This is a genomic window from Prevotella marseillensis (genome assembly GCF_900625065.1).
Taxonomy (GTDB): domain Bacteria; phylum Bacteroidota; class Bacteroidia; order Bacteroidales; family Bacteroidaceae; genus Prevotella; species Prevotella rara.
The window spans coordinates 1-22,106 of record NZ_UYXY01000001.1 but is presented as its reverse complement, the minus strand read 5'-3'; the positions used below and the strand labels follow the sequence as shown (position 1 = coordinate 22,106).

Sequence of the window (22,106 nt, the reverse complement as noted above, 5' to 3'; positions counted from 1 at the left end):
AAACGAATAAAACAAAACATGAAAAGAATCGTATCACGTTCTACCTTGAACGATGATACGATTCTTTATTTTTCATTTTATATCTACAATTTTATATAAAATATCCATATTTATAAAAATCAATTTTTAATCTTGAAAATAAACTCTCTTTACGCGGTTGCTTATGCTTGTAAGCACCTCGTAAGGTATTGTCCCAAGCACGTCCGACAGCACCGTTACAGGCAGATGCTCGCCGAATATCTCCACGGTGTCGCCTTCCTTACAGTCTATTCCTGTAAGGTCTATCATGGCCACATCCATACAGATGTTGCCCACATAAGGCGCTTTCTGGCCGTTGACAAGGCAGTAGCAGTGGCCGCAGCCCAGACGGCGGTTTAGTCCGTCGGCATATCCGATAGGTATGGCACCGATAACGCTGTCGCGGGTGAGCACACCCTTACGGCTGTAGCCCACTGTGTCTTCCTTCGGCACACGGTGTATCTGCAGTATAGTGGTCTTCAGCGTGCTGACTGTATTCAATACAGAATTGTCGCGGCTGTCGATGCCGTACAGGCCTAGACCCAGGCGGCACATGTCCATCTGCCGCTCCGGGAAGTGTTCTATGCCGGCTGAGTTGTCCATGTGGCGCAATATCTTGTGGCTGAATGCCGACTGAAGTTTCCTGCTGCCTTCGTCGAACAGCTTAAACTGCATGGCAGAGAAGTTGTCGAAGTCGTCACTGTCTGAACCAACAAAATGTGAGAACACCGAGCGCGGTATTATTGCGTTCTGATGCTTCAGGCGACTGATAAGTTCGTCCATGTCGCAGCGCGGGTCGAAGCCAAGGCGGTGCATACCTGTGTCGAGCTTTATGTGTACCGGATATCCGGTTATTCCCTCTTTCTGTGCAGCCTTTACGAGGGCATCGAGAAGGCGGAAACTGTAAACCTCGGGCTCGAGTTTATAATCGAACATTGTCTTGAAGGCCGTCATCTCCGGGTTCATTATCATTATGTTGCACGTTATGCCGTTCTTTCTCAGCGTTACGCCTTCGTCGGCAACGGCAACAGCGAGATAGTCAACGCGATGGTCCTGCAGGGTCTTTGCCACCTCTACTGATCCTGCACCGTAGGCATCAGCCTTAACCATGCACACCAGCTTGGTGGTAGGCTTCATGTATGAACGGTAGTAATTCAGGTTCTTTACAACAGAATTGAGGTTCACCTCCAGTATCGTTTCATGCACTTTCTGCTCAAGCAGCTCTGTAAGTCTGTCGAACGAGAACTTGCGCGAGCCTTTGAGCAGTATCACCTCGTCGCGCAGCGAGCTGAACACGGTGCTTCCGATAAACGAGTTGCAGTCGTCAAAGAAGTACTTCTCTTCTATCATTATCTCATCGGCGCAACGGCTTATCTCCGGACCGATGCCGATAAACTTCTGCACGCCGCGCTTTACGGCAAGCTCTGACACCTTTTTATATAATGTGTCGCCGTCTTCACCGCTCTGATATATGTCGCTCAATATGAGCGTGCGGCGGCGTCCCTCATGGTCGGGGCGGCGGTTCATGAAGTCGAGGGCTATGTCGAGCGAGTTGACGTCTGAGTTGTATGAGTCGTTAATCAGCGTGCACCCGTGCTGTCCTTCCTTCACCTCGAGGCGCATGGCCACAGGCTCTATGGCCGGCATGCGCTGTGCTATTTCATCAGCTGTAAGTCCAAGATGAAGCGCAACGGCAACACATGTTATTGAGTTGGCAACCGAAGCCTCGTCGATAAACGGCAGTGTGTAGGCAGACTCAACGCCATTGAACACATAGGTTACGGTAGTCTGTGTGTTTTTCTTGTCAACCGACTTTACGAACAGTCTTACAGACGGATCCTTCACCGACCATGCTATCTGCTCGCCTTTATAGTCGTAGCTTTCAACACATTGTCTTATCACCTCGTCGTCGTAAGGATAAACAATGGCCTTTGAGTCGTGAAACAGACGTAGCTTCTCATGACACTTGTCTGCCATCGACTTAAAGTTTTCCTGATGTGCGGCACCAAGATTGGTGACAACACCAACAGTGGGCTGTATGATGTCGCGCAGCGACTCCATCTCGCCGGGCTGGCTTATGCCTGCCTCGAACACTCCCACCTGGCTCTGCTCGCTCAGCAGCCATACCGAGAGGGGCACACCTATCTGCGAGTTGTAGCTGCGCGGACTGCGCGTAACTGTCATTGAGGGCGAGAGCAGCTGATAGAGCCACTCCTTTACAACGGTCTTGCCGTTGCTTCCGGTGATGCCCACCACCGGAATGTCAAACTCGTCTCTGTGGCGTTCGGCAAGGCGCTGAAGGGCCTCAAGCGCAAAAGGCACTTTCAGGAAGTTGGCGTCAGGATAGTCCTTCTGCCAGTCAGCCGGAAGCACCTCAACCACAAAGCTGCGCACGCCGCGCCTGTAAAGGTCGGCTATGTACTTATGACCATCGTTGCGTTCGGAACGTATTGCAAAGAACAATGTCTCCTCCGGAAAACAAAGGCTGCGGCTGTCGGTAAGAATCCATCTTACGTTGCCGTCGCTCTCGCCATAACGGCGCGCGCCTATAAGAGTTGTAACTTTTTCAATTGTGTAAACCATCTCAATTGATATTATTTTGTTTCTTATTTAATCTTTGTCATTGAAAAGAATAAAGACACGTAACAGATATTCAGAGCCACATAAAGACACGGCCGGGCCACACTGCAGCACCACCGGGCTGCATGCCGTCTGGACATGCCCGCGCACGGGCAAAGCATCCATCACTGCGCCCTAACAGCCAGCCAAACAGCCTGAACAAGACACTCATGCCGGCCGTGGGTGCATAATTAAGGTACAAATTTCGGATATTTTTTTGAAAGAGCCTTAACTTTTAACATTGTTTTATTCATAAACTCCTTATATTCGTCAGAGTCGGGCCTGAACGGCTTGTGGCCCAGCGCCTCCTTTATGGGGCGCCACTCTTCGATAAAGCGCTTTGCTGCCGGCGAGAAATAAGCCTCTGAGAACAGTTCCCATATATAGTCTACGGCCTGCTGCGAAGGATGGAGCATGTCGGAGGCATAGAAGCGATAGTCGCGAAGTTCGTCGTTTACAATCTCGTAGGCAGGAAAATATGTAACCCTGCCGGGATATTTCCTTACCATGAGGTCGGCGGCGAGCAGCAGCGTGGCTTTAGACAGCTGGCTGCCGTGATAGCCATACTTGGCGTAACGTATCGGGCTGACGGTAATTATCACCTTCACGTCGGCATTTCTTCCGGTCAACAATTCCACTGCTTCAGAAAGATAGCCTACACACTCGTCTATCGTGAGTTCGCGTTCCGTGAACAGTCTCTGCGGACGTTTTGCGCAGTTGTCCACTATCTCGCCTGTCTCGTTCAGTATATATACATGATTTGTTCCGAGCGTCATCAGTGCCACGCGCGGCGCAGCCTCGCTCCGTGCCACGGTATGCAGGATGCTTGCCGGATTATACATCACGCCGTAAGGATTAACCACGGCATTAAACTTCTCTTCGACAAACCGCTTGCCTATGTTGTCGGCAAAGCAAGAACCAACAAAGAGCATGTCTTCAAAAGGCTCAATCTCAAAGTCGGGCTTGTCTATCTTAACTTTTGTCCTGAACTCCATATCATTTCCTCTTTTCCCCTGCAAAGTTAATGCAAACTGAGAGCAATACAAAACAAATCGTATTTGTTTTTATGGCCGAGGTGAAGCTTAACTTATTCAAAGTTAATGCAAACTGAGAGCAATACAAAACAAATCACATTTGTTTTTATGGCCGAAGTGAAGCTGAAAGGCTTGGAAATATACAGGTACAACAAACAGACATTAAGCAAAACACGGCAAATGAGCCTGCAAAAGGTATGCTTTTGCATGATGAAACACGGGCTTTTGCAACGTAATAGATATGCTTTTAGAAAAAGGCCTGATAAAGGAAAAGAAACGAAAAAAGTTTTTCACAAAAACTCGTCACTCATCACAACGGTACATAACACTCTGAAATACAGCGCGTTATTGTGTGATGAGTTGTATTTCCAACTCATCACGCTTAAAGTCAATCAATATCGGGAAAGCACAATCAACTGTCTTACCCTGAAAAAAGTTGACTCATAAATAAAATAATTATGAGGAAAAATAAATCACAAAAGGGTCAATATCTTCAAAAAGTGATAGATCTTCGCTCTTCAGGTGTAAGTTTTTTGGGAATATCAAAAATAATTCCCGTATCAGAGGCTACAGTTCGCCGCTGGTGTGCTAAATTTGCACCTGAATTGTATTATGTCGATTTTATGACAAAGAAAAAGACACTAAGAGAGAAGCATGTTCGTGACTCAGTCAGCCTCCCGTCAGACATAGAGGCCCTTCAGGCCGAGATACTCCGTCTTAAGTCCGAACTGACCAAGGCCGAGATAAAGGCCGAGGCTTATGACGAGATGATAAATGTGGCCGAATCCGAGTTAGGCATCAGCATAAGAAAAAAATCTGGCGCCAAACAGTAACATTCCTGCACACGAAGAACCCTGTCCGATACAGGGTGAGACATCTTTGTGCGCTGTTTGGCGTAAGCAAGCAGGCCTATTACAAGTATGATGAGTCAAAGTCAATGATGAGGGCCGCCCGTGATGCCTTTGTGATTGAGTATGTCCGCAAGGTGCGCCGTATAGACCCCGGAATAGGCGCATTGAAGCTCTGGCACATGTACCGGCGTGATTTCAGCGGCAACAGTCCCGTCGGCCGTGACCGTTTTATAGAAATAATGTCATGTAACGGCATGATTCTCCGTAAAAGGTTGCGCCGTCCACGTACCACTGACTCAAGGCACGGTCTTCCGACATATCCCAATCTTATAAAGGAAATGTTGCCCCTCAGACCTAACCAGCTATGGGTCAGTGACATAACGTACATAATTATTTGGACAGACGACATACACTACCGTTTCTGCTACCTTTCAATTGTACTTGATGCATATACAGAAGAGATTGTAGGATACTGTGTCGGTCCGACGCTTGAGACGGCTTATCCCATTGAAGCACTGTGCATGGCTTTGGGAAGGCTGAAGGGCATGGACGGCATCAGCCTTATACATCATTCAGACCGCGGCGTACAATACGCAAGTTCCGAATATGTCAGGCTGCTTAATAAAAATGGTATAAGTATCAGTATGACGGAGACCGGGGATCCGAAGGACAATGCACAGGCAGAGCGTATTAATGGTACCATAAAGAACGAACTCCTTAAGGGTATGAGGTTCACCGACATCGGCCAGGTCAGGGAAGCCGTGGCAACGGCCGTGGACTTCTACAACAACGAAAGGCCGCACATGAGCATCAACATGATGACACCGGCACAGGCTGCTTCATGTCAGGGTGAGATATCTAAGCGTTGGAGCAGTTTTAGGACAAAGGCCATAAAAAACAGACAGGAATGCTCCGATATTGGAGAAGATGGACTATCTTTGCCTTCTGTTCATGGTGTCCTTTCCGGGCTACGCCCTCCAAGGACACCATGAACAGGGATTCTGTCCCGGTAAAAGTCAACTTTAATCAGTAATTAAAAGTAGAGTCAACCAATAACAGTTATAAGTTTAACCAGAGTCAACTTTAATCAGGGAATGGCTTGTTAGAAGTCAACCAATTTTAGGAAAGGACAAACGCCCCCAAATATCCTTGTGTGATGAGTTGAACAAGCAACTCGTCACACTACAACATCCTGACAATCAGGATATTATGCTGTAATGTGACGAGTGACGAGTTTTTATAAAAAACTTTTTCGGGTTATATCCGCAAATTTGTTAATACGGATAATTATAAATGAAAACCAAGAACGAAAACTACAAATGCCATGACCGCATAATCAGGCAAAGCAAATCATAATTTTCAACTCTCAATTGTCAATTCTCAATTCTTAGCTTCGGCTCACCTGCAAGCCCTTGGTGCTGAGCGACATGTCGACAAAGCGGGCATTGGCATTTGGCCTGTTGCTGTTGAGTATCTGTTTGATACGGGCTGCCGCGTCAGGATCCTTGGCCACCATATACAGATAGCCGCCTCCGCCTGCACCTGCAAGCTTATAGCCAAGACACAGGTCGTCTATAAGTTCTGTTATGCGGCGAACGCTTTCGGGATTGGTGCCGCTGTCGATGGCCTGATTCTGAAGCCATGTCTTGCGCACAAGCATACCCATCTTATTGAAGTCGGCACGCTGTATGGTCTCATACATGTCGAGCGAGTGCTGTTTCATCTCGCGCAGACGTGTCAGCTCGTCGCTCTGATTGAGGAACATGCGGCGCACTATCTCTGCCAGGATGTTCTTTGCCGTGCGTGTTATGCCCGTATAATAGAGCAGGTGACAAGGCGTGTATTCAGGCTGTGTGAACAAGTCGGACGGAAGCCAGCGCACCGTAGGACACTGGTCGAAGCCGCGGCCTGTCTGCAACAGCTTTACGCCCTGCAGTATTCCGCCAAACTGGTCTTGCCATCCGCCTCCGGTTGTGAGCAGCTGTTCAAGCACAAGCGTGCGGTGGCCTATTTCGTTCTTGTCCCATGCAAGGCCGCAGAAGTCGTTGAGCGCACCGAGAACGGTAGACGCAAGCATGCTGCTCGTGCCCAGTCCGCTTCCTGCGGGAATGGCAGAGAGCAGCGTCAGCTCTATGCCGCAGCCGAAAGCCTTCAGCTGACTTTCGAGCGAGCCGAACTTCTCTGCACAGTAGGCGGGCACAAAGCCTGCAAGGGCCAGCGCAGCCTTGGGTATAGAGAACGGACTGCCCACATGATGATAGTCGGCAAGCTGCTCGTATGTGGTAACCTCCTCAATGGCTCCGAGGTCGATGCTGCGCAGCACGATGTGCGGCTCCTTACACGGACGGACATACGTCTGCAGCGGTGGCTGACCGTTAAGCTCGATGGCAAGATTGACAACGCTGCCGCCCTCCATGAGGCAGTAAGGCGGCGTGTCGGTCCATCCTCCGGCTATGTCTATGCGCACGGGGCTGCGTCCCCAAACAATCTGGTCGCCGTATACCGACATGCGCGGGCTCTGTTTCTCGGTGAGCACCTGCTGTGTCAGTCCGTCGCGCAATAGGGCAAAAGCCTTGTCTTCATTCTTCTGATATTCGTTGCCCTTGATGCGTGCCAGCTCAGAGCGGAACATTGAGTCGTGTATGCGTGTCAGCAGCGGCGCATTGTCGCTTATCGCATCCGGCTGGGGAATGTTGAACTTGGCAAAGTCGCGTGCGGCATCGTCAAGGTCGACCTGATAGAACACGCTATGCTCATAGTTGCGTGCCAGAGCCTGCCAGTTGGCAGCACGCAGCAGGTCGCGCTGCTGCTGAAGCCTCATCAGGTCAGCCTCAGCCGATATGTCGTCGGCGCTGAGCCTGCGGCTTTCGCTCCATATTTCGGCACCCTCTTTGAGTTCCGGCTCAGAGAGCATCCAGCGCAATACGAGTCCGGCATCATTCACGTCGGCACATGCCGGGAATATGCGTGCCGACTGCAGGTCGGCATTTCCGTCTATCGTGTCTATGTCGATGTTGCGCTCGGCAGCCCATTCGGCAAACGGACGTCCGAGGAACGTAACGCTGAGGTCATGAAGGTCGCCGCGGAACTTATCGTCGTATCCGTAAGGCCTTACTACATATTCGTCTTCGCCGGCAGGCACAATGTCAACACACTGTCCCGGCTGAAGGCTTATTGTCCAGTTGTTTTCGGGCACACCCGTTATGATGTTCTCATGCGCCAGCGTCCACGACGAAGGCACATAGCTGTTTTCTATCCAAAGATTCTGGTTGCGCTCAGTGATGGCCGTACCCACGCATGCATTCTGAACAAACATGGCTGGGTGAGGCTTCAGCGAGTGATGCATTATCTCGCGCTGGTCGTTGACAAGATTCTGTATAGCAAGTGTAGACGACAGAATCTCATGACTTGTGCCGAAATGATAAAACTCGCCGCCTGGCAAAGGCAACACTGCCACGCTCAGACTGTTGAGCTCGTCGTCCTTAACCGAAGGATCTGTGCCGAGCGAGCAGCCGAACTCAGAATAGAGGTCGTAGTTGATGCGCTCGCCGTTGCGCTTTGAGCGCTGCATGAGCAGCTTGACGGCGCGGTCGCTCAACAGCCACACGCCTATGTCAGTAAGATAGAAATGATCCTTGAGCAGTTCGCCGAGAGTCTTCACCGAAGGCTTCTGCATCATGCACTCAAGCACCGACGGAGTTTCGCGTCTTGACACAAACACGCCGTGGTCTTTGGCTATCTCAGGGCCGAGCCACAGGCCGTAGCACACCACGTCGGCCTCTGGTATAGGCTGAAGCGGCTGAGTGGCACGTATATACACATCGCCACTGACAATCATGGTGTGCATGTTGTCGGGCGCGCAGCTCATTATCTTGTCGTAAAGGGGTATCTGCAGCGACAGAAGATTCTGCGAGAGCCTCTGTCCGCGCTCCCAGCGGAACACCGGCACGGGCGTCAGCACCTTGCCCGACGGGGCGTAGGCCGGCAACCGGCGGCTCTGTCCGCCGGCATGCAGCAGCAGGCGTCTGTCTGAGGCAAGCCACTCGTCGAAGCTCTTGCCGTCTGAACTTTCTGCATAACAGGCCTCCAGCAGCCATGTTGAGCCGCCGCCCGAACCGAGCTTATGCCCTATGGGGTCGTTGGTGCAGAACCATTCGCTGTGGTCGTGTCCGGTAACATCATGAAAACAGTTTACCAGATTTGGCGGTAATGACAAAAGCTTTTTCATTTAACCTTCCCTTTCTTTTTCATTTCAATATATACAACAAACAGAAGCGCCAGGATAAGTACGGCATAAGCTATATATGCTATGGTCTCGGTTGTGCTGACAGACTTAGGATAGAACATCAGTTCTACGTTGTGCTTGCCCGGTGCGACATTGATGGCACGCAACAGATAGTTGACACGTCCGAGCTCAACGGGGTTGCCGTCGACTGTGGCTGTCCAGCCGGGATAATATACCTCGGAGAACACTATCACACCGCCGGCATCAGAGCTTACGCTATACTTCAGGTGGTTAGAAGAATATGATGTGAGCTTGACAACCGACACACCACCCTGCTTCTTGGCATCCTTCAGCTGACTCTTAAACTTGGCGTCGGCCACTGCCTCATGGCGCAGGTCAATCTTTCCAACTCTATCTATTTCGTCGTTGGCGCTGTTTACATAGGTTATACGGTCTACAAACCATGCATTGCCGTAAGCATACGGATTCTTCAAAGGCACGGTCTGTCCGCTCTGAAGCGGGAATATGAAATATCTTGCGTTGAGCATGTTGAGCACCGGATAGATGCTGTCGCCATTGATCTTGGTCATGTCGCCTCCGGCCTCAGCCACTGCGGGCACAAGCTTCTGCATCTCAGGAGCGATGTAGGCGTCTATCATGTCCTGATAACGGCGCAACTTGGCGGCGTGGTATCCGCCTATGCTGTTGTGATAGTAAGAAGTTTCGTTCTCGTTGAACGTGTTAGAGGCAAGGTTGAGCACACGGTAACTGCCGAAGTCGGTCTTGTCCTGAAGGATAATCTTGTCGGTCTCAGTCATCTCTATCGGTGCCTCGCGCTCACTCTTGTTGACAAACATGTCGTTGTTGAGGTAGCGCTTGTTGACCTGCCACATGTCAACAAGACAGAGAACTATCAGCGCTCCCACCATGTATTCTGTCTTCAGTTTCTTTGCCTTATAGAGCAGCAGGCAGAGAGTGCCGATGACGATGATGAAGAACGAGCGCCAGCAGTCGGCAGTGAACATAGCTATACGCATCTCGCGCAGATTGGCGAGCAGCGGGTTAAGATAGTCGGCCGGTATCTGCTGCAATGCCCTCATCTCTTCAGACGAAATGAAGTCTGAGAAGAACATTGTAGGCATAACGGCAAACAACAGGGCGATGCCGCCGGTGAGGGCAAAGCTTGCATAAACGTATTTTATCTTTTGAGTGAGGATTTCAGGTTCGTCGACAATCTTCTTCAATGCAAGCATTGCCAACAGAGGTATAGTAAACTCGGCAATGACAAGTATCGACGCCACCGTGCGGAACTTTGAGTACATCGGGATATAGTCGATAAAGAAGTCGGTGAACGGCATGAAGTTCTTACCCCATGACAGCAGTATAGAAAGCACCGTTGCGGCAAGCAGGGCCCACTTAATAGGTCCCTTGACGATAAACAGGCCTAAGACGAACAGCATGAGCACGAATGCCCCGACGTAAACGGGGCCGCTAGTTCCGGGCTGTTCACCCCAGTACTGTCCGAGCTGCTGATATATATCTATAAAGTTGTTGTCGGCATGTTCCATGGCAGTCTTGTTCTGTGCCAAAGGCATTGATGCGCCGCCCTTGGTGTTGGGCACGAGCAGAGTCCATGTCTCGCCTATGCCGTAGCTCCACTGCGTTATATAGTCGCGGTCGAGTCCGCTGCTTGTCTGGTTTGCCGTGTTCTTTTTGACCAGTTCGCTCTTGCCGCGCATCGATTCCTGGCTGTACTCCCATGTGTGATAAAGGTTGCTCAGGTTGATGCATATACCTATTATGGCACCGGCAGCACACACAGCCGTGGCCTTGCCGAAATGAGCAAGTTTGTGGTTACGGATGGCATCAACGAGATAGGCAATGACCATAAACAGGATGACAAACAGGAAGTAATACGTCATCTGCACGTGGTTGGCGTTGACCTCAAAGGCCGTAAACAGCGCCGTGACAATGAGTCCCCACAGGTATTTGCCCCTGTAGGCAAGCACCACGCCGGCTATCATAGGCGGAAGATATGCCAGAGCCATAACCTTCCAGATATGTCCTGCGGCTATGATTATGAAGAAATAGCTCGAGAAGGCCCATATTATGGAGCCCAAAGCCGCCAGCGACTGGCGGAAATCGAACGCACGAAGAAGGATATAGAATCCCAGCAGATAAGCAAAGACATACCACACGTTCTCAGGAAGGAAAAGATGATAAGCCTTTACGACCTGGCCCAGTCCGTCGGTGCTGCTGTATGAGGGCGCCGTCTGATATGTCGGCATGCCGCTGAACACGGAGTTCATCCAGCGAGTCTGCTCTCCGGTTTTCTCCCTGTGTTCTGACAGTTCTCGCCCGAGGCCCTTGCTTGCAGCCGAGTCGTGGCGGAAAAGAATCTTTCCTTCAATATCGGCAGGAAAGAAGTATGCGAAAGAAATAGCCGCGAACAGCAATATGACCAGCACGTCGGGCAGGTATTGTTTCCATGTTTTCATTGATACTTACGTTTTTAAATTAAATCTGAGTGCAAAAATACACAAAATTCATGACATCAGTCAACTCTTTGCGTAAAATTAAGATGTATTCGTTGCTTGCTGCCGGCATGGCGCCGTATCAGCATTAATGTCACTTTATTTTTTCCGTCGCCCTAAACGGCGCGGCAGGCAAACCTGCACCATTGCACAGATTGGGCTGAGAGCTGTCGCTCCAACAATAACGCACCGTCACGGGTCTTGCCATATCCGTTTTTGAACTTAGCACAACCTTGTTGTCTACAATCTGGGCTTTGGCCGTGTTGTAGCGGTTCTTTGTGTTTTTCAGTTTAAAGTTGTCGGGCATCTTTCCGTCACGTGTCTTCAGGCCGTCAGCGTTTTCAAATGTCAATATGACCTTATCGCCTTCAACTTCCATGCTTTTAAATATAGGTCCCGAACTTACGACATCTCGCCCATAGGTCTTATTTAAGGCAAGCAGGGCCAGGCGCTTTCCGACAATCCATTTATATGGCGGATGTATATCTTTAAGATTATCCACCAGGTCATTAATAACAATCATACCCGTATGAGGAACATCAAGACAAGACGCCTGTTCCTCCCAAAATTTAGGAAGGGCATCCCACGGCAATCCGTTCTCATCGCCCTTGCGGTCTGAATAGAGATAAGGTGCCAACTGGACGAAATAAAACGGCATGGCGTCATCATGCCAAGCCTTTCGCCAGCCGTCAATCAGCGCACGCTGCTTGACATCATACCCTACCCCTCTTTGGTCCAGGACATTTGCCTCGCCCTGATACCACAGAAATCCGCGCATAGAGAATGGAGCCAGCGGAGCTATCATCGTGCGGTAATGATCGGCAACAGGCAGACCATAATAGCTGCCGTTGGCGTATCCATCATTCAACTGCGGCGAGCCCTTGAACACCTCTTCGGGCATCCACGACTCAATCATAGATCCTCCCCACGACGAGGATATCAGTCCGACTGGTACGTCAAGACTGTCAGACAGATTCTTTGCAAAGAAATATCCTGCGGCAGAAACAGGGGCAAGACTTTCTTCTGACAGCATCTTCCATCCGGCAGTAGGCAGTATCTCGCCATTATTTGAACACTCTACATACATTGTGCGTATTATCTGACTGTCTGCCGCCTTAAATTCCTTATACAGCACCTCCGGGTCGCCTTTCTTTGGACGGGCATGGTGCGGGTGGTTATTCATGGAATATTCCATGTTTGACTGTCCTGAGGCGAGCCACACTTCGCCAACAAGAATATTGCTTAGCACAATTTTTCCTGACCTTGAACTTACCACAAGTCTTTGCGGTTTCTTAGTAGCGCTCACGGCTTTAAGCACGGCAATCCATTCACCGTTGGCATCGGCTACCGTACAGGATCTCTGAGACATAAAACTTATTTTTATCTTCTCGCCGGCAGGAGCCTTTCCCCATACATATACTGGCTTTTCCTGCTGTATCACCATGTTATCAGTAAATACCGGTGCCACGGTAATATCGGCAAAAACATACAACGGCAATAGCGACAGCGCTATTATCAATAATTTATAGACTTTAACCATAAGAGGATGTAAAATATGATTTGTTTTCAAGTACGCAAAAGTAATATTTTTTCAACTACTCCGCATCATTCTGAATAACTTTTTAGCGCTGTCCGGCCTTAACGGCACTCTGAAAGAAACAAAATTCATATATTTTGCACATATTCGGACCCCGTCAGGCTGTTTTTTCCTATATAAGTATTATCTTTGCCAAGAGCGTTGTCCTGGCATACAGTAACGCGTTATTATAGGTTACATTATTTTAAAACTAATATTTATGAGAACGTCATTATTAAACAGGATATCAATGGCATTGATATTCGCATTTGCCGCATTAAATGTTTATGCCGGAATTAATTCAGGAGACGAGCCGTATGAGTTTGAAGAGGGCCTTAGTGATGGAGGTACTTATTATTACAGGACAAAAGATCTTGAATTTAAGGCATCCAACACTGAAGAAATTGTACTTGGAGGTCTTCAGCTTCTGTATAAGAAAGGAATATATCCGGTAATCTCAATAAGGATTGCAGGCTTTGAACAGAGTCTGATAGACCTTGGGAAAAAAACGCGCAGATACGAAGACAAGGCTATATTTAACCAAACACTGACGCTGACGCTTACAAACGGCGAAGTGATAAGTACATACGAGGCAGGAGTGTCTGATGTCCTGAAAAAAGAATTTGAAGACGCAGAGATGGCTAATCTAGGAATACAAGCGTCGGTATCTGACCTTTCGAGCAGCCGCAGCGACTTTTCCTCCATGTCATCAAGCAACCGTATAAGCCACGTGATACAGCAGCTTACGACCTTCAACATAAAAAAAATCGTAATATCCGGCATAACACTCTACGTGTCGACAAAATCAGCCCCTACATATCTGGCAATGTTCAAGGCACTCGACAAAAGATTCGGCCTCAACTACCTTAAAGCACCGTCGTACAACACCTACACCAATTTGAGCGCAACGGTGAAGTCTATCACCACAGAGCATAACCTCTACCAGAACGGGCAGAAAGGAATGAATGTCAAAGTGAGCTTCGACGTAAGCGGCATGAAGGGCAAGACGGGCATCTGCGTAGCCTACTTCTACTTCGAAAACGGAACGGCTCTGAACGACTACAACAAACATTATTACACTACCGACGGCAAGGTGTCGTCTTCAACAAAATATACGCCGGGGTGGGACAACACGACATACACCGACCTAAAGGTCTTCATACCCTACAGCGAACTTCATCTCGGAAGCGGCAAGTCGCACCTGAAGGCTAAGGTTGAAATATTCGACAACAACAACCGCAGCATAGGCAGTAGCCAATGGACCTACTTCAACTACACCTATCCATGATGCGCCTGCCCGCCACACATTCTAAGAGATTTTTTGCCTCCTATAAGCCGGCGGCACGCTGATATGTCGCAAATTCTTTATATCTTTGCCACATGAAGTTACGAAAAGAGTGTAATTTATTGGAAATGAGCATTGGGTAATCGCTCATAATAGTAATAGGTTACGAATTAGTTAGTTATCTACTGCATTATTCTTCTGTGCGTTGCGTAACCTTCAAAGAACTCTTCGTATGCAAAAGTAACAATAAAACGGGAGATTTAGAAATGAATCTCCCGTTTTTTTCTTCTCACACAAGTTTTTCCGTAAAAGCGATTTTATCCGTCAGCACACCATCGCCCAAAAAGATTTTGAACGAACGTGTGCCGACTGCCGCATAAGCGGAGAAAAGGGCTTTGCCTCACGCCTAAACAATAGTTTAGACTGATGAGACAAGGCCCCTTTCTTTTGTGCTTATGCCAAAGAGGTGCTTTTACGGGGTTTTGACGATTTTTCTTTTTTCGTTGTCCTTTTGCGCCGGAAGCGGAAAGCCGTGTATGACCGCACATTCCATAAATGGAACAAGCCGTCACTCACGGCAGACAAACCGGGAAGAATGATTTTATCCATCCGACCAAACACGTTTGGCCAAACAGATAAAAACATACTTCCTTGCCGATGGTTTGCCCGGTTTCACGCTACCGGCTATGTTCTTTTCTGTTGGGGATGTCTTTTTCACGGATTTCTCTTTTGAAGTTTTCCTGTCTAATCTGCCTCCACTTCCGTTTACCTCCATTTTCGCGCCTTTCAGTGAGCCGCATCAGGCAGTCATTTTCGTGCTGGGTGCAAAGGTAACTCCGGGATTGTACGGGAAAGCAAGGTCAAGCCTCCTGTTTTCTGGAAAAATCTCCAGCCCTTCGGGTAGTATTTTCCCGAAAAACCTTGCATTCCCTAATCCCTACCTTTTTAAGCACCCGAAACGAAAACGACCGATGCGACAGAAAGACGCATTAAAAAAAATGTCGGATAAACGAGAGGCAGATAAGATAGTTTGAAACTCAACTCCCTCAGCTCTTGAATCCGCATTAAAAAACAAAAAATCAAAAACAAAACGGATATGAGAACGGCAATAGCAACAAAATTCGTGGCATGGGAAGTACCAAGTTTGGAGAACCTGCAAGGCAGCAAGGTGTACGGACTTCGCACCAAACTGAACAATGGTGAGAAATTGAGCCGAGAGGAAAAGGATTGGCTTACACGCAACGTGAACAGCAACACCTATTTCAAGAGCGCAGTACCCTTGCAAGGTTGGATGTTTGACTTTTCCGACATTCTCCGAACCTACATTGTAAAGCAGTATGGGCATTGGGCGGAATACAAGGCTACCGACAAGACGGCACTCCGCAGTTTCCTATACGGCAGGATAGACAGCATCGTGGAACTTAACAAATGATACGGCTATGACAGCAACGGTAAATTTCAGACAAATGGCGCAATACATAGGGCTTGCGATATGCACCCTAATCATGCGCACCGCCTTTTGGGTGTCCGGCATCCTTTGGTACATCGTCAGAGAGATAATAAACGGAGTGTTCCGAGTGGCAATAGGGGTAATCGTGGCTATTCTTTCCGTTATCCTGTTCTTCGGCTTCATTCTTTGGTTATTCACCCTTTAATCCCTACCGACATGGCAAAGAGAAGAAGCAAGACAGTGGAGCAACAATGCAGATACTACGAGGTGGGCAACATCTTCGAGTACATGGTGGAAACATACCTCAACGGCAATATGTCCGTGTTCCGTGGACTCTACCACGAACTGAACAAGAACGCACGGAAGGACTTTATAGACTTCCTATTGAGCGAGGTTGAGCCGATTTATTGGAGGGAGATTTTGAAACATACTATTTGACAACTCATAAAAACGACAGCGATATGAAAGGAACAGACCATTTCAAGAGAACGATACAGATGTATTTGGAACAACGTGCGGAGGAAGACACGCTCTTTGCGAAGAGCTACCGCAATCCAGCCAAGAACATTGACGATTGCGTAACCTACATTCTGAACTATGTGCAGAAAAGCGGTTGTAACGGCTTCACGGACGGAGAGATATACGGACAAGCAGTACACTACTATGACGAGAACGAGATTGAGGTGGGCAAGCCTATCCAATGCCAAGTGGCGGTGAACCACATTGTGGAACTCACGGCAGAGGAAAAAGCAGAAGCACGTCAGCAGGCAGTCCGCAGATACCAAGACGAGGAACTCCGCAAGTTGCAGAACCGCACCAAGCCGACAAAGGCGAAAACAGAAACCCAAGTTCAACCCTCATTATTTGATTTTGGCTTATGAAACCGAGAAACAAATTTGAAAAAGCAGTTCTTGCCCAAAGCAAGAAACTACGCCCGATAACCCCGATACAGATAAATTGGGCATTCCGTAATTGCGTGGAGCATTATGCACACCGCTTGCCGAAAGGTCGTACCACTTGTATGGATTGCGGTCATAGTTGGGTAATGACGGAGCAGACCGAGCATTGTACGTGTCCCGAATGTGGAGCAAGTTTGAAAGTCTGCCTCACCTATCAGCGCAAGGTAAGACAAAAGCAGTATTTCACAACCCTTACCACAAGCGGAGAATACCAAGTGCTACGAATGTTCTTGCTTGTCGTGGGTATGGAGAAAGGGGTTAATGCCAAGTCCTATGCCCTTGAAATCGGGCAGTATTGGTGGAATGAACAAGGGCGTAAGGCTGTTGTTGCCATTCCACGCACATTGGGATGCTACATCGACACGTTCTCATTCGCTTCTCCTTTTGCTATCCGCAATGACAATGAAGCGTACCGCCATATCTCATATTCCCCGATATATCCAAGATATAAGGTGTTGCCGACGCTCCGCAGAAACGGCTTTAACGGCAATTTCCACGACATTGTACCCACCAAACTAATACCGGCATTATTGTCGGACAGCCGTGCGGAAACGCTGTTGAAGGCAGGGCAATATCCCATGTTGCGCTACTATCTGTACCACTCTTTCAATATTGGAGAGTATTGGGCTTCAATCAAGATATGTATCCGCAACGGCTATACTATTGAGGACGGCTCAATGTGGCGTGACACCATAGACCTCCTGCGTCATTTCGGCAAGGACACAAACAGCCCGAAATACGTTTGCCCTGCCGACCTCAAAGTTGAACACGACAAGTTGGTGGCAAAGCGCAACCTGCAAAGGAAACATGAGCGGACTGAACAGCAACGCAGGAAAGCGATTGAGGACGAGAAACAATATCTGAAAGCTAAGGGCATATTCTTCGGACTTGCCTTTACCGACAGCCTTATTTGCGTCAAAGTCATAGAGAGCGTGGAAGAAATGGCAGAGGAAGGAAGGACGATGCATCATTGTGTGGGCGGTTACCACAAACGAAAAGACTCCCTTATCCTATCCGCCACCATTGACGGAAAACGAATTGAAACGATAGAGGTGTCACTAAAAACTTTTGAGGTGGTGCAGTGTCGTGGCGTATGCAACGAGAACTCCGAATACCACGACCGCATCATCGCCCTTGTGAACAAGAACGCCAACCTTATCCGCCAGCGGATGAAAGCGGCATAATATCGACATCTAACAACTAACATTATGGAAGTAAGATTTGAAAGCATGGTTTTCCTATGGGATGATAAAATCCCCACGATGTTCCTTGAATTTATGAACCTCCTCACTCTTTGTCAGAGTGAGGAGCAATTAAGGGCGAGCGTCAAGGACTTTGCCGAGAAACACGAACTTGACAAGTTCTTCCTTTACGGCTTCGGCTCTCATCATTTCTACCTGCACCAACGCTACACGAGCGACCCCGAAATGGTGATGCAACACAGAGTGCTGTCTGTACATTTCTAATCATCTAAATAACAACGACTATGGCAACAAAAATGACAATTAACGGAGTAAGCACCTGCCAATCGGCAGGAACGGAGAACTACGAGAAATTCCAAACGGGTATCGGCAGACGCAAACGCACCCTTGTGCAATACGACTACCGCCACACGGACGGGGAACTTTTCTCTTGTGTCAAACCCACATTAGACGAATGTCGAGCCGCACGGGACAAGTGGCTAACGGCAAAGGAAAGGAAGGAGGAGAAGCGATGAACGAAGCAGGCTACCAAACGCTGATAGTCAAATTCAGCGAACCCATTACGGCATTGGACGGCATCTTTGACGATGCCGAAGCGTGGGGAGTTGATACCCTAAAGGGGTGGATAGACAGCTATGAAAGCAGCCGTTTCACTGCCATTGACAGCCATACGGCAGTCATCACGAGCGAGTATAACATGGAATGTCTGAAAGAGTGGCTGGAAAAATGCACACCCATAACCGAGAAAACAGAATTTTGAACATTGGGGCGGTGTCCGCACCGCCCGAACCATAAACCTAAAAGACAACGGATATGATAGCAAAGACAATTTTAGAGCAGATTGGCGGCAGACGCTTTGCCGCCATGACGGGAAGCAAAGACTTCACAGACATGGGCAACGGCTTGCGCATGAGCCTTGCGAGGAACAAGACCAGTGCCAACCGCCTTGACATCATCTATGACGGAGGGGCAGACCTATACAATATGCGTTTCTACCGCAAGACGTTCAGCAAAAAGACATTCGAGAGCAGGACGAAGGACATTGAAACGCACGAGGGGATATATTGCGATATGCTGGAGGAAATGTTCACGATGGTAACGGGACTTTACACCCGCTTTTGAGGGGTGGGCGGCAAAAGCCGCCTACTTTCTTTCATGAGCATGATGGCGGATAAGAAAGTAGGCAAAGAAACCTTTGTACCAATCTACGATAGTATTCACAAAAACAAGTTTTAATCATGGAAACAATCAGACAGAACGGAAAAACCATCTTGTACAGCAACGACGGCATAAGCATAAAGATGGTTTTCAAGAACCTTACGGGCAGGAATTTTCAAGGTCAGGAATATACAGACTATATCCGGCATATCGCAATCGGCAGCATGGGATTTTCACCCGGTATCATAGAGCATTGCAGGGACGGTGAGGTTGCAGGCAAAGGGACAATCCCGAATGTATGAAAACTGAAACTCCGATGAAGTTGGCGGCTTCATCGGAGTTTCTTTCGTCAGACACTTATTCTTTATGGTACATACAGCAGCGCAAACTCAGCCTTCCTTCGTTTGAGCAGCATGGCGTGGCGTTTCCCCTTATAGTTACAGAAAGCGATATACTCCCGGTAGATGTTCCTGTCACCCGCCTCCAGCTTTCGGATTAGCGTGCTTTTGGGTATCTTCCCACTCCCCAAAAGACGGTACGGACCGACATTGTAGGCGAGCGTGGCAAGCAGAAGCGAATCCTTCCCGAACTGCTGGAACATCGCGCAGAACTTCCGCAGGTCTTTTCGCAGAAGCGCGTCCGCCTGCCGCTTCGTCATGGTGCGTGCCGAATACCTTTCCCCCGGCTGCAACCGATGTCCATATCCTACATACGGGTGATGTTTTTCCGAATGCCAGCCCTCAAAATACTTCGTGCATCGCACCGCCCTCTCAAATGGTGGCAGCCGGTAGATAGCCGCCTGCCCGTCCGTTCCCTCATGGCGTCTGTTCCGTGCGGACACGGAACAGACCGCCAGAAGCGAACAGAGGATAGCCATGAATACACGCATCATCGTGTAAGGGGCTTGAAGTTCCCGATGGGGACAACAGTGATAACCCCGTCATCCTTCACGTTTCGGTTGTTGAAGTCAAATTCCAACTCATAGGAGTTGCCGAAATTGTCCTCCACTACCACGATGAAGTTGTGCGCCTCGTCACCTTGCGCCGTGTAGTACAGCCGAAACTTCTCGTTTTCGAGCAGGTAGCGGTCATTGGGCAGGAACGTGATGCCGTTGTCCATTTTCAGCGTACCATCCCCCTCAAACTGGAAATACCGGATGGTATAGAGGGTGTTGGCGAAGTCGCCCGTCTTTTTCAGTTCACAGCGGATTTCCACTGTCTGCCCCTTGCTTACCTTGTTCGGCACGGGCATGGTTTCCACCGTGAAGGGATAGGATTGCTGGATGTCCATATCGTCGTCACACGATACGGCGGTGAGCGACACGGCGGCGAAAAGGCAGAGTGCCAACGCCTTGAAGATTGATGTTCTCTTGTTCTTGTTGTTCAGTATGTTCATTGTCTTTTGATTTTTAAGTTATTGTTCTTTTTTCGTTGTCAGTTGCAGATACTCGTTCAAGTCCTTGCAACCATCATAGAGGGCGGAACGGTCGCAGACACGTTCCTCGTAGTGTCCTTTCAGCATTTCCAACGTGCGCCGTCCGGCTTCGTCACGGTCGAGGTAACAGTCTATGCGCCCGTAACCGTCCAGATACCTCATAGCCTTTTCCACGTTGGAAATGGAGTTCAGCACAAGGCAATCACCCGTTTCCAATCCGAGCGTGGCAGCGGAAAGAAAGTCCATGAATCCTTCAAATACGCTACATACGTCAGCCGGAGAGCCTTCCGCCTTGACCAGCGACACATCCTTCGGAGGCACACATCCTTTGAAGAAGCGGCTGCGGATTTCATAGCCACCCGCCACATTCGGAAAACCGACGGCGAAATACCGCTTGCCACGCGCACCGTAATTCAGTCGGCAGCAATACCGGGATGCAATGCCGTAAGGAATACCCCGTTCCGCCAGATAGTCCGTCAGTGGAGAACGAAACAGCGGGGTGGCTTCCACTCCTTCAAAGGCAGGTTCTGACGGTTTAGGCAGGAAAGTCGGTTTACTCATTTCGGAAACAGGCATAGGCATATTGGCGGTTTCCGCTATGAACTTCACTTGTTCCATGAAGTCGTTGTTTCCGATAAACTCCCCGGCAAGCGTGAAGATGTCGCCGCCCTTGCCCGTACCGAAGTCGTACCAGAGCTGTTTCGCCACGTTCACACGGAAAGAGGGCGTGCGCTCATTGCGGTATGGCGCACGATACCACAATTCGTTGCCGCTTCTTCGTACAGGCTCATGTCCCAGCCGTGCGAGGAAGTCCGCAAGGGGTATATGCCTCATGGCATCGATTTCCGTCCGTTCCATGCGGTGCGTCAGTTTATGATGAACTTCACGCCCACGCCCCACTGCGTATGAAACTTCCTCGTGTCGCCACCCCACAGGCAACACTCCCGGAGGTTGGCGAGCAGAGCGATACGGTCTGCCACGTAAAACTCCACATCGAGCGTCAATGCACCGCCGTAGATAAAGGAGTCCCGGTCATGGAGCGTGGAGCCGTCATGCAACACCTTTTCGCCCCAGTTCACCGATTCATATCCGGCAAGAGCCGAAGCCCCTGCATAGACGAACACGATTTTACGGGCATCGGAGAGTATCTTGAAGTAGTATCCCCCCTCCGCCGTGAACTGCGCCACGGGTATCTTCCCGTCCTTGTAAGGGTTGTTCTTCAACAGGTACTCGCCGCCGAACACCCATTTATTCCCCTTTTTCGTGTAGGTGGAAAGAGCCGCCCCGAAGCTGTGCCCGCCGTCGTTGCCGCCGGGATTGAAACCGTCCGCCATGTTCGCCCTGACCTCGATGCCCTGCATCTTCGGCAGGCATCGCTGGGCGTGCGCCTGCCCCGTGAACAGGGCAAGCGACGCGATGACTATTGCGATGTACTTTCTCATGGTCAGCGCACTTGAAGTTCGTTGATGGTATTGGCACGTACCAAATCCTCGTTCTCAATCACGAAAGACTGGTGGCGACCTCCGTTCTTCTCGTTGAGTCCCACCACGAGGCATTTGTCGTCGGGAATGGTGAACTTCGCCATCGTGAATACCGTGCGCTCGCTCTTCTTTCCCGGCACGAGTGTGGCGTAATTCTGCGCACGGAGCGGCAGGATGATCTGCTCCTGCACGGCGGTACGCTTCGCCACCTTCTTGTCAACGATTTTCCATGTGATGTAGTCCACATCGAAAGGCACGTTGCTCTGGTTCTTTATCTCCG

At 49.3% G+C, this 22,106-nt stretch carries 25 protein-coding genes; 15 read left to right on the top strand and 10 right to left on the bottom strand.

Going from position 1 to position 22,106, the window contains the following annotated elements:
* Nucleotides 1-126: 126 nt before the first annotated feature.
* The gene (locus EJL04_RS00130; RefSeq protein WP_125103789.1) at nt 127-2,601 is read right to left on the bottom strand and encodes a bifunctional UDP-N-acetylmuramoyl-tripeptide:D-alanyl-D-alanine ligase/alanine racemase; all 2,475 of its coding nucleotides are present in this window, start codon (nt 2,599-2,601) and stop codon (nt 127-129) included.
* Between the two features lie 227 nt (nt 2,602-2,828).
* On the bottom strand, nt 2,829-3,632 hold the full coding sequence (locus EJL04_RS00125; RefSeq protein WP_053397416.1) for a GSCFA domain-containing protein: 804 nt from the start codon (nt 3,630-3,632) through the stop codon (nt 2,829-2,831).
* A 147-nt stretch (nt 3,633-3,779) separates the two neighbouring features.
* Between EJL04_RS00125 and EJL04_RS00120 the strand changes: the two genes are divergently transcribed.
* The 3 genes from EJL04_RS00120 to EJL04_RS00110 are packed head-to-tail and all read left to right on the top strand — an operon-like array spanning nt 3,780 to nt 5,514.
* Nucleotides 3,780-4,118 carry a hypothetical protein gene (locus EJL04_RS00120; RefSeq protein ID WP_125103788.1) on the top strand — a complete coding sequence of 113 codons (339 nt, stop codon included), beginning with the start codon at nt 3,780-3,782 and terminating at the stop codon, nt 4,116-4,118.
* 11 nt (nt 4,119-4,129) lie between these two features.
* Complete coding sequence (locus tag EJL04_RS00115) at nt 4,130-4,504, top strand: transposase (RefSeq protein ID WP_125103787.1); 375 nt, start codon at nt 4,130-4,132, stop codon at nt 4,502-4,504.
* A 35-nt stretch (nt 4,505-4,539) separates the two neighbouring features.
* Nucleotides 4,540-5,514, top strand: a complete 975-nt coding sequence (locus EJL04_RS00110; RefSeq protein WP_241209919.1) for an IS3 family transposase — start codon at nt 4,540-4,542, stop codon at nt 5,512-5,514.
* 395 nt (nt 5,515-5,909) lie between these two features.
* Here the strand turns inward: EJL04_RS00110 and EJL04_RS00105 are convergent, their stop codons facing one another.
* From EJL04_RS00105 to EJL04_RS00095, 3 genes are all read right to left on the bottom strand, one after another.
* Nucleotides 5,910-8,750: a bifunctional fucokinase/fucose-1-phosphate guanylyltransferase gene (locus EJL04_RS00105; RefSeq protein WP_125103786.1), complete on the bottom strand. Its 2,841-nt coding sequence runs from the start codon at nt 8,748-8,750 to the stop codon at nt 5,910-5,912.
* The gene (locus EJL04_RS00100) at nt 8,747-11,245 is read right to left on the bottom strand and encodes a YfhO family protein (protein WP_125103785.1); all 2,499 of its coding nucleotides are present in this window, start codon (nt 11,243-11,245) and stop codon (nt 8,747-8,749) included. The genes EJL04_RS00105 and EJL04_RS00100 overlap by 4 nt, the downstream gene beginning before the upstream one ends.
* A 130-nt stretch (nt 11,246-11,375) precedes the next feature.
* On the bottom strand, nt 11,376-12,821 hold the full coding sequence (locus EJL04_RS00095; protein ID WP_125103784.1) for a sialate O-acetylesterase: 1,446 nt from the start codon (nt 12,819-12,821) through the stop codon (nt 11,376-11,378).
* A gap of 286 nt (nt 12,822-13,107) precedes the next feature.
* Between EJL04_RS00095 and EJL04_RS00090 the strand changes: the two genes are divergently transcribed.
* From EJL04_RS00090 to EJL04_RS00030, 12 genes are all read left to right on the top strand, one after another.
* Nucleotides 13,108-14,145 carry a hypothetical protein gene (locus EJL04_RS00090; RefSeq protein WP_125103783.1) on the top strand — a complete coding sequence of 346 codons (1,038 nt, stop codon included), beginning with the start codon at nt 13,108-13,110 and terminating at the stop codon, nt 14,143-14,145.
* A gap of 620 nt (nt 14,146-14,765) precedes the next feature.
* Entirely contained in the window at nt 14,766-15,176 is a 411-nt protein-coding gene (locus tag EJL04_RS16465) for a hypothetical protein (protein ID WP_181991826.1), read from the top strand.
* A 62-nt stretch (nt 15,177-15,238) separates the two neighbouring features.
* The gene (locus tag EJL04_RS00075) at nt 15,239-15,574 is read left to right on the top strand and encodes a hypothetical protein (protein WP_004310306.1); all 336 of its coding nucleotides are present in this window, start codon (nt 15,239-15,241) and stop codon (nt 15,572-15,574) included.
* Between the two features lie 7 nt (nt 15,575-15,581).
* Nucleotides 15,582-15,797, top strand: coding sequence for a hypothetical protein (locus tag EJL04_RS00070; RefSeq protein ID WP_005643957.1), 216 nt, complete (start codon nt 15,582-15,584; stop codon nt 15,795-15,797).
* Nucleotides 15,798-15,808: 11 nt separating this feature from the next.
* Nucleotides 15,809-16,030, top strand: coding sequence for a hypothetical protein (locus EJL04_RS00065; protein WP_005643956.1), 222 nt, complete (start codon nt 15,809-15,811; stop codon nt 16,028-16,030).
* A 23-nt stretch (nt 16,031-16,053) separates the two neighbouring features.
* Nucleotides 16,054-16,473 carry a PcfK-like family protein gene (locus tag EJL04_RS00060; protein ID WP_125103782.1) on the top strand — a complete coding sequence of 140 codons (420 nt, stop codon included), beginning with the start codon at nt 16,054-16,056 and terminating at the stop codon, nt 16,471-16,473.
* Nucleotides 16,470-17,735: a PcfJ domain-containing protein gene (locus tag EJL04_RS00055; RefSeq protein WP_004310303.1), complete on the top strand. Its 1,266-nt coding sequence runs from the start codon at nt 16,470-16,472 to the stop codon at nt 17,733-17,735. The genes EJL04_RS00060 and EJL04_RS00055 overlap by 4 nt, the downstream gene beginning before the upstream one ends.
* A 24-nt stretch (nt 17,736-17,759) precedes the next feature.
* Nucleotides 17,760-18,017, top strand: a complete 258-nt coding sequence (locus EJL04_RS00050) for a hypothetical protein (RefSeq protein ID WP_005827305.1) — start codon at nt 17,760-17,762, stop codon at nt 18,015-18,017.
* A gap of 20 nt (nt 18,018-18,037) precedes the next feature.
* Nucleotides 18,038-18,268: a DUF3873 domain-containing protein gene (locus tag EJL04_RS00045; protein WP_005643946.1), complete on the top strand. Its 231-nt coding sequence runs from the start codon at nt 18,038-18,040 to the stop codon at nt 18,266-18,268.
* Nucleotides 18,208-18,513, top strand: a complete 306-nt coding sequence (locus EJL04_RS00040; RefSeq protein ID WP_005643944.1) for a DUF6956 domain-containing protein — start codon at nt 18,208-18,210, stop codon at nt 18,511-18,513. Before EJL04_RS00045 ends, EJL04_RS00040 begins: the two co-directional genes overlap by 61 nt.
* A gap of 53 nt (nt 18,514-18,566) precedes the next feature.
* Entirely contained in the window at nt 18,567-18,875 is a 309-nt protein-coding gene (locus tag EJL04_RS00035; protein WP_004310301.1) for a hypothetical protein, read from the top strand.
* Nucleotides 18,876-18,991: 116 nt separating this feature from the next.
* Nucleotides 18,992-19,213: a DUF7688 family protein gene (locus tag EJL04_RS00030; protein ID WP_004310300.1), complete on the top strand. Its 222-nt coding sequence runs from the start codon at nt 18,992-18,994 to the stop codon at nt 19,211-19,213.
* A 62-nt stretch (nt 19,214-19,275) separates the two neighbouring features.
* On the opposite strand, the gene EJL04_RS00025 is transcribed toward EJL04_RS00030, so the two are convergent.
* From EJL04_RS00025 to EJL04_RS00005, 5 genes are all read right to left on the bottom strand, one after another.
* The gene (locus tag EJL04_RS00025; protein ID WP_005827312.1) at nt 19,276-19,803 is read right to left on the bottom strand and encodes a glycoside hydrolase family protein; all 528 of its coding nucleotides are present in this window, start codon (nt 19,801-19,803) and stop codon (nt 19,276-19,278) included.
* Entirely contained in the window at nt 19,800-20,306 is a 507-nt protein-coding gene (locus EJL04_RS00020; protein ID WP_005643936.1) for a DUF3872 domain-containing protein, read from the bottom strand. Before EJL04_RS00020 ends, EJL04_RS00025 begins: the two co-directional genes overlap by 4 nt.
* Before the next feature lie 18 nt (nt 20,307-20,324).
* Complete coding sequence (locus tag EJL04_RS00015) at nt 20,325-21,203, bottom strand: toprim domain-containing protein (protein ID WP_125103781.1); 879 nt, start codon at nt 21,201-21,203, stop codon at nt 20,325-20,327.
* An 8-nt stretch (nt 21,204-21,211) separates the two neighbouring features.
* Entirely contained in the window at nt 21,212-21,787 is a 576-nt protein-coding gene (locus EJL04_RS00010; protein WP_005643932.1) for a conjugal transfer protein TraO, read from the bottom strand.
* 2 nt (nt 21,788-21,789) lie between these two features.
* Nucleotides 21,790-22,106 (bottom strand): DUF4138 domain-containing protein (locus EJL04_RS00005; protein ID WP_125103780.1); only part of this gene is annotated, 317 nt, incomplete at its 5' end.

Excerpts from the sequence above, each read along its gene's own strand:
- EJL04_RS00055 (WP_004310303.1), top strand. The coding sequence starts at position 16,470 with ATGAAACCGAGAAACAAATTTGAAAAAGCAGTTCTTGCCCAAAGCAAG.
- EJL04_RS00105 (WP_125103786.1), bottom strand. The coding sequence starts at position 8,750 with ATGAAAAAGCTTTTGTCATTACCGCCAAATCTGGTAAACTGTTTTCAT.
- EJL04_RS00050 (WP_005827305.1), top strand. The coding sequence starts at position 17,760 with ATGGAAGTAAGATTTGAAAGCATGGTTTTCCTATGGGATGATAAAATC.
- EJL04_RS00075 (WP_004310306.1), top strand. The coding sequence starts at position 15,239 with ATGAGAACGGCAATAGCAACAAAATTCGTGGCATGGGAAGTACCAAGT.
- EJL04_RS00115 (WP_125103787.1), top strand. The coding sequence starts at position 4,130 with ATGAGGAAAAATAAATCACAAAAGGGTCAATATCTTCAAAAAGTGATA.
- EJL04_RS00095 (WP_125103784.1), bottom strand. The coding sequence starts at position 12,821 with ATGGTTAAAGTCTATAAATTATTGATAATAGCGCTGTCGCTATTGCCG.
- EJL04_RS00065 (WP_005643956.1), top strand. The coding sequence starts at position 15,809 with ATGGCAAAGAGAAGAAGCAAGACAGTGGAGCAACAATGCAGATACTAC.
- EJL04_RS00030 (WP_004310300.1), top strand. The coding sequence starts at position 18,992 with ATGGAAACAATCAGACAGAACGGAAAAACCATCTTGTACAGCAACGAC.
- EJL04_RS00100 (WP_125103785.1), bottom strand. The coding sequence starts at position 11,245 with ATGAAAACATGGAAACAATACCTGCCCGACGTGCTGGTCATATTGCTG.
- EJL04_RS00125 (WP_053397416.1), bottom strand. The coding sequence starts at position 3,632 with ATGGAGTTCAGGACAAAAGTTAAGATAGACAAGCCCGACTTTGAGATT.
- EJL04_RS00020 (WP_005643936.1), bottom strand. The coding sequence starts at position 20,306 with ATGAACATACTGAACAACAAGAACAAGAGAACATCAATCTTCAAGGCG.
- EJL04_RS00025 (WP_005827312.1), bottom strand. The coding sequence starts at position 19,803 with ATGATGCGTGTATTCATGGCTATCCTCTGTTCGCTTCTGGCGGTCTGT.
- EJL04_RS00045 (WP_005643946.1), top strand. The coding sequence starts at position 18,038 with ATGGCAACAAAAATGACAATTAACGGAGTAAGCACCTGCCAATCGGCA.
- EJL04_RS00015 (WP_125103781.1), bottom strand. The coding sequence starts at position 21,203 with ATGGAACGGACGGAAATCGATGCCATGAGGCATATACCCCTTGCGGAC.
- EJL04_RS00130 (WP_125103789.1), bottom strand. The coding sequence starts at position 2,601 with ATGGTTTACACAATTGAAAAAGTTACAACTCTTATAGGCGCGCGCCGT.
- EJL04_RS00040 (WP_005643944.1), top strand. The coding sequence starts at position 18,208 with ATGTCGAGCCGCACGGGACAAGTGGCTAACGGCAAAGGAAAGGAAGGA.
- EJL04_RS00060 (WP_125103782.1), top strand. The coding sequence starts at position 16,054 with ATGAAAGGAACAGACCATTTCAAGAGAACGATACAGATGTATTTGGAA.
- EJL04_RS00120 (WP_125103788.1), top strand. The coding sequence starts at position 3,780 with ATGGCCGAAGTGAAGCTGAAAGGCTTGGAAATATACAGGTACAACAAA.
- EJL04_RS00090 (WP_125103783.1), top strand. The coding sequence starts at position 13,108 with ATGGCATTGATATTCGCATTTGCCGCATTAAATGTTTATGCCGGAATT.
- EJL04_RS00035 (WP_004310301.1), top strand. The coding sequence starts at position 18,567 with ATGATAGCAAAGACAATTTTAGAGCAGATTGGCGGCAGACGCTTTGCC.
- EJL04_RS00010 (WP_005643932.1), bottom strand. The coding sequence starts at position 21,787 with ATGAGAAAGTACATCGCAATAGTCATCGCGTCGCTTGCCCTGTTCACG.
- EJL04_RS00070 (WP_005643957.1), top strand. The coding sequence starts at position 15,582 with ATGACAGCAACGGTAAATTTCAGACAAATGGCGCAATACATAGGGCTT.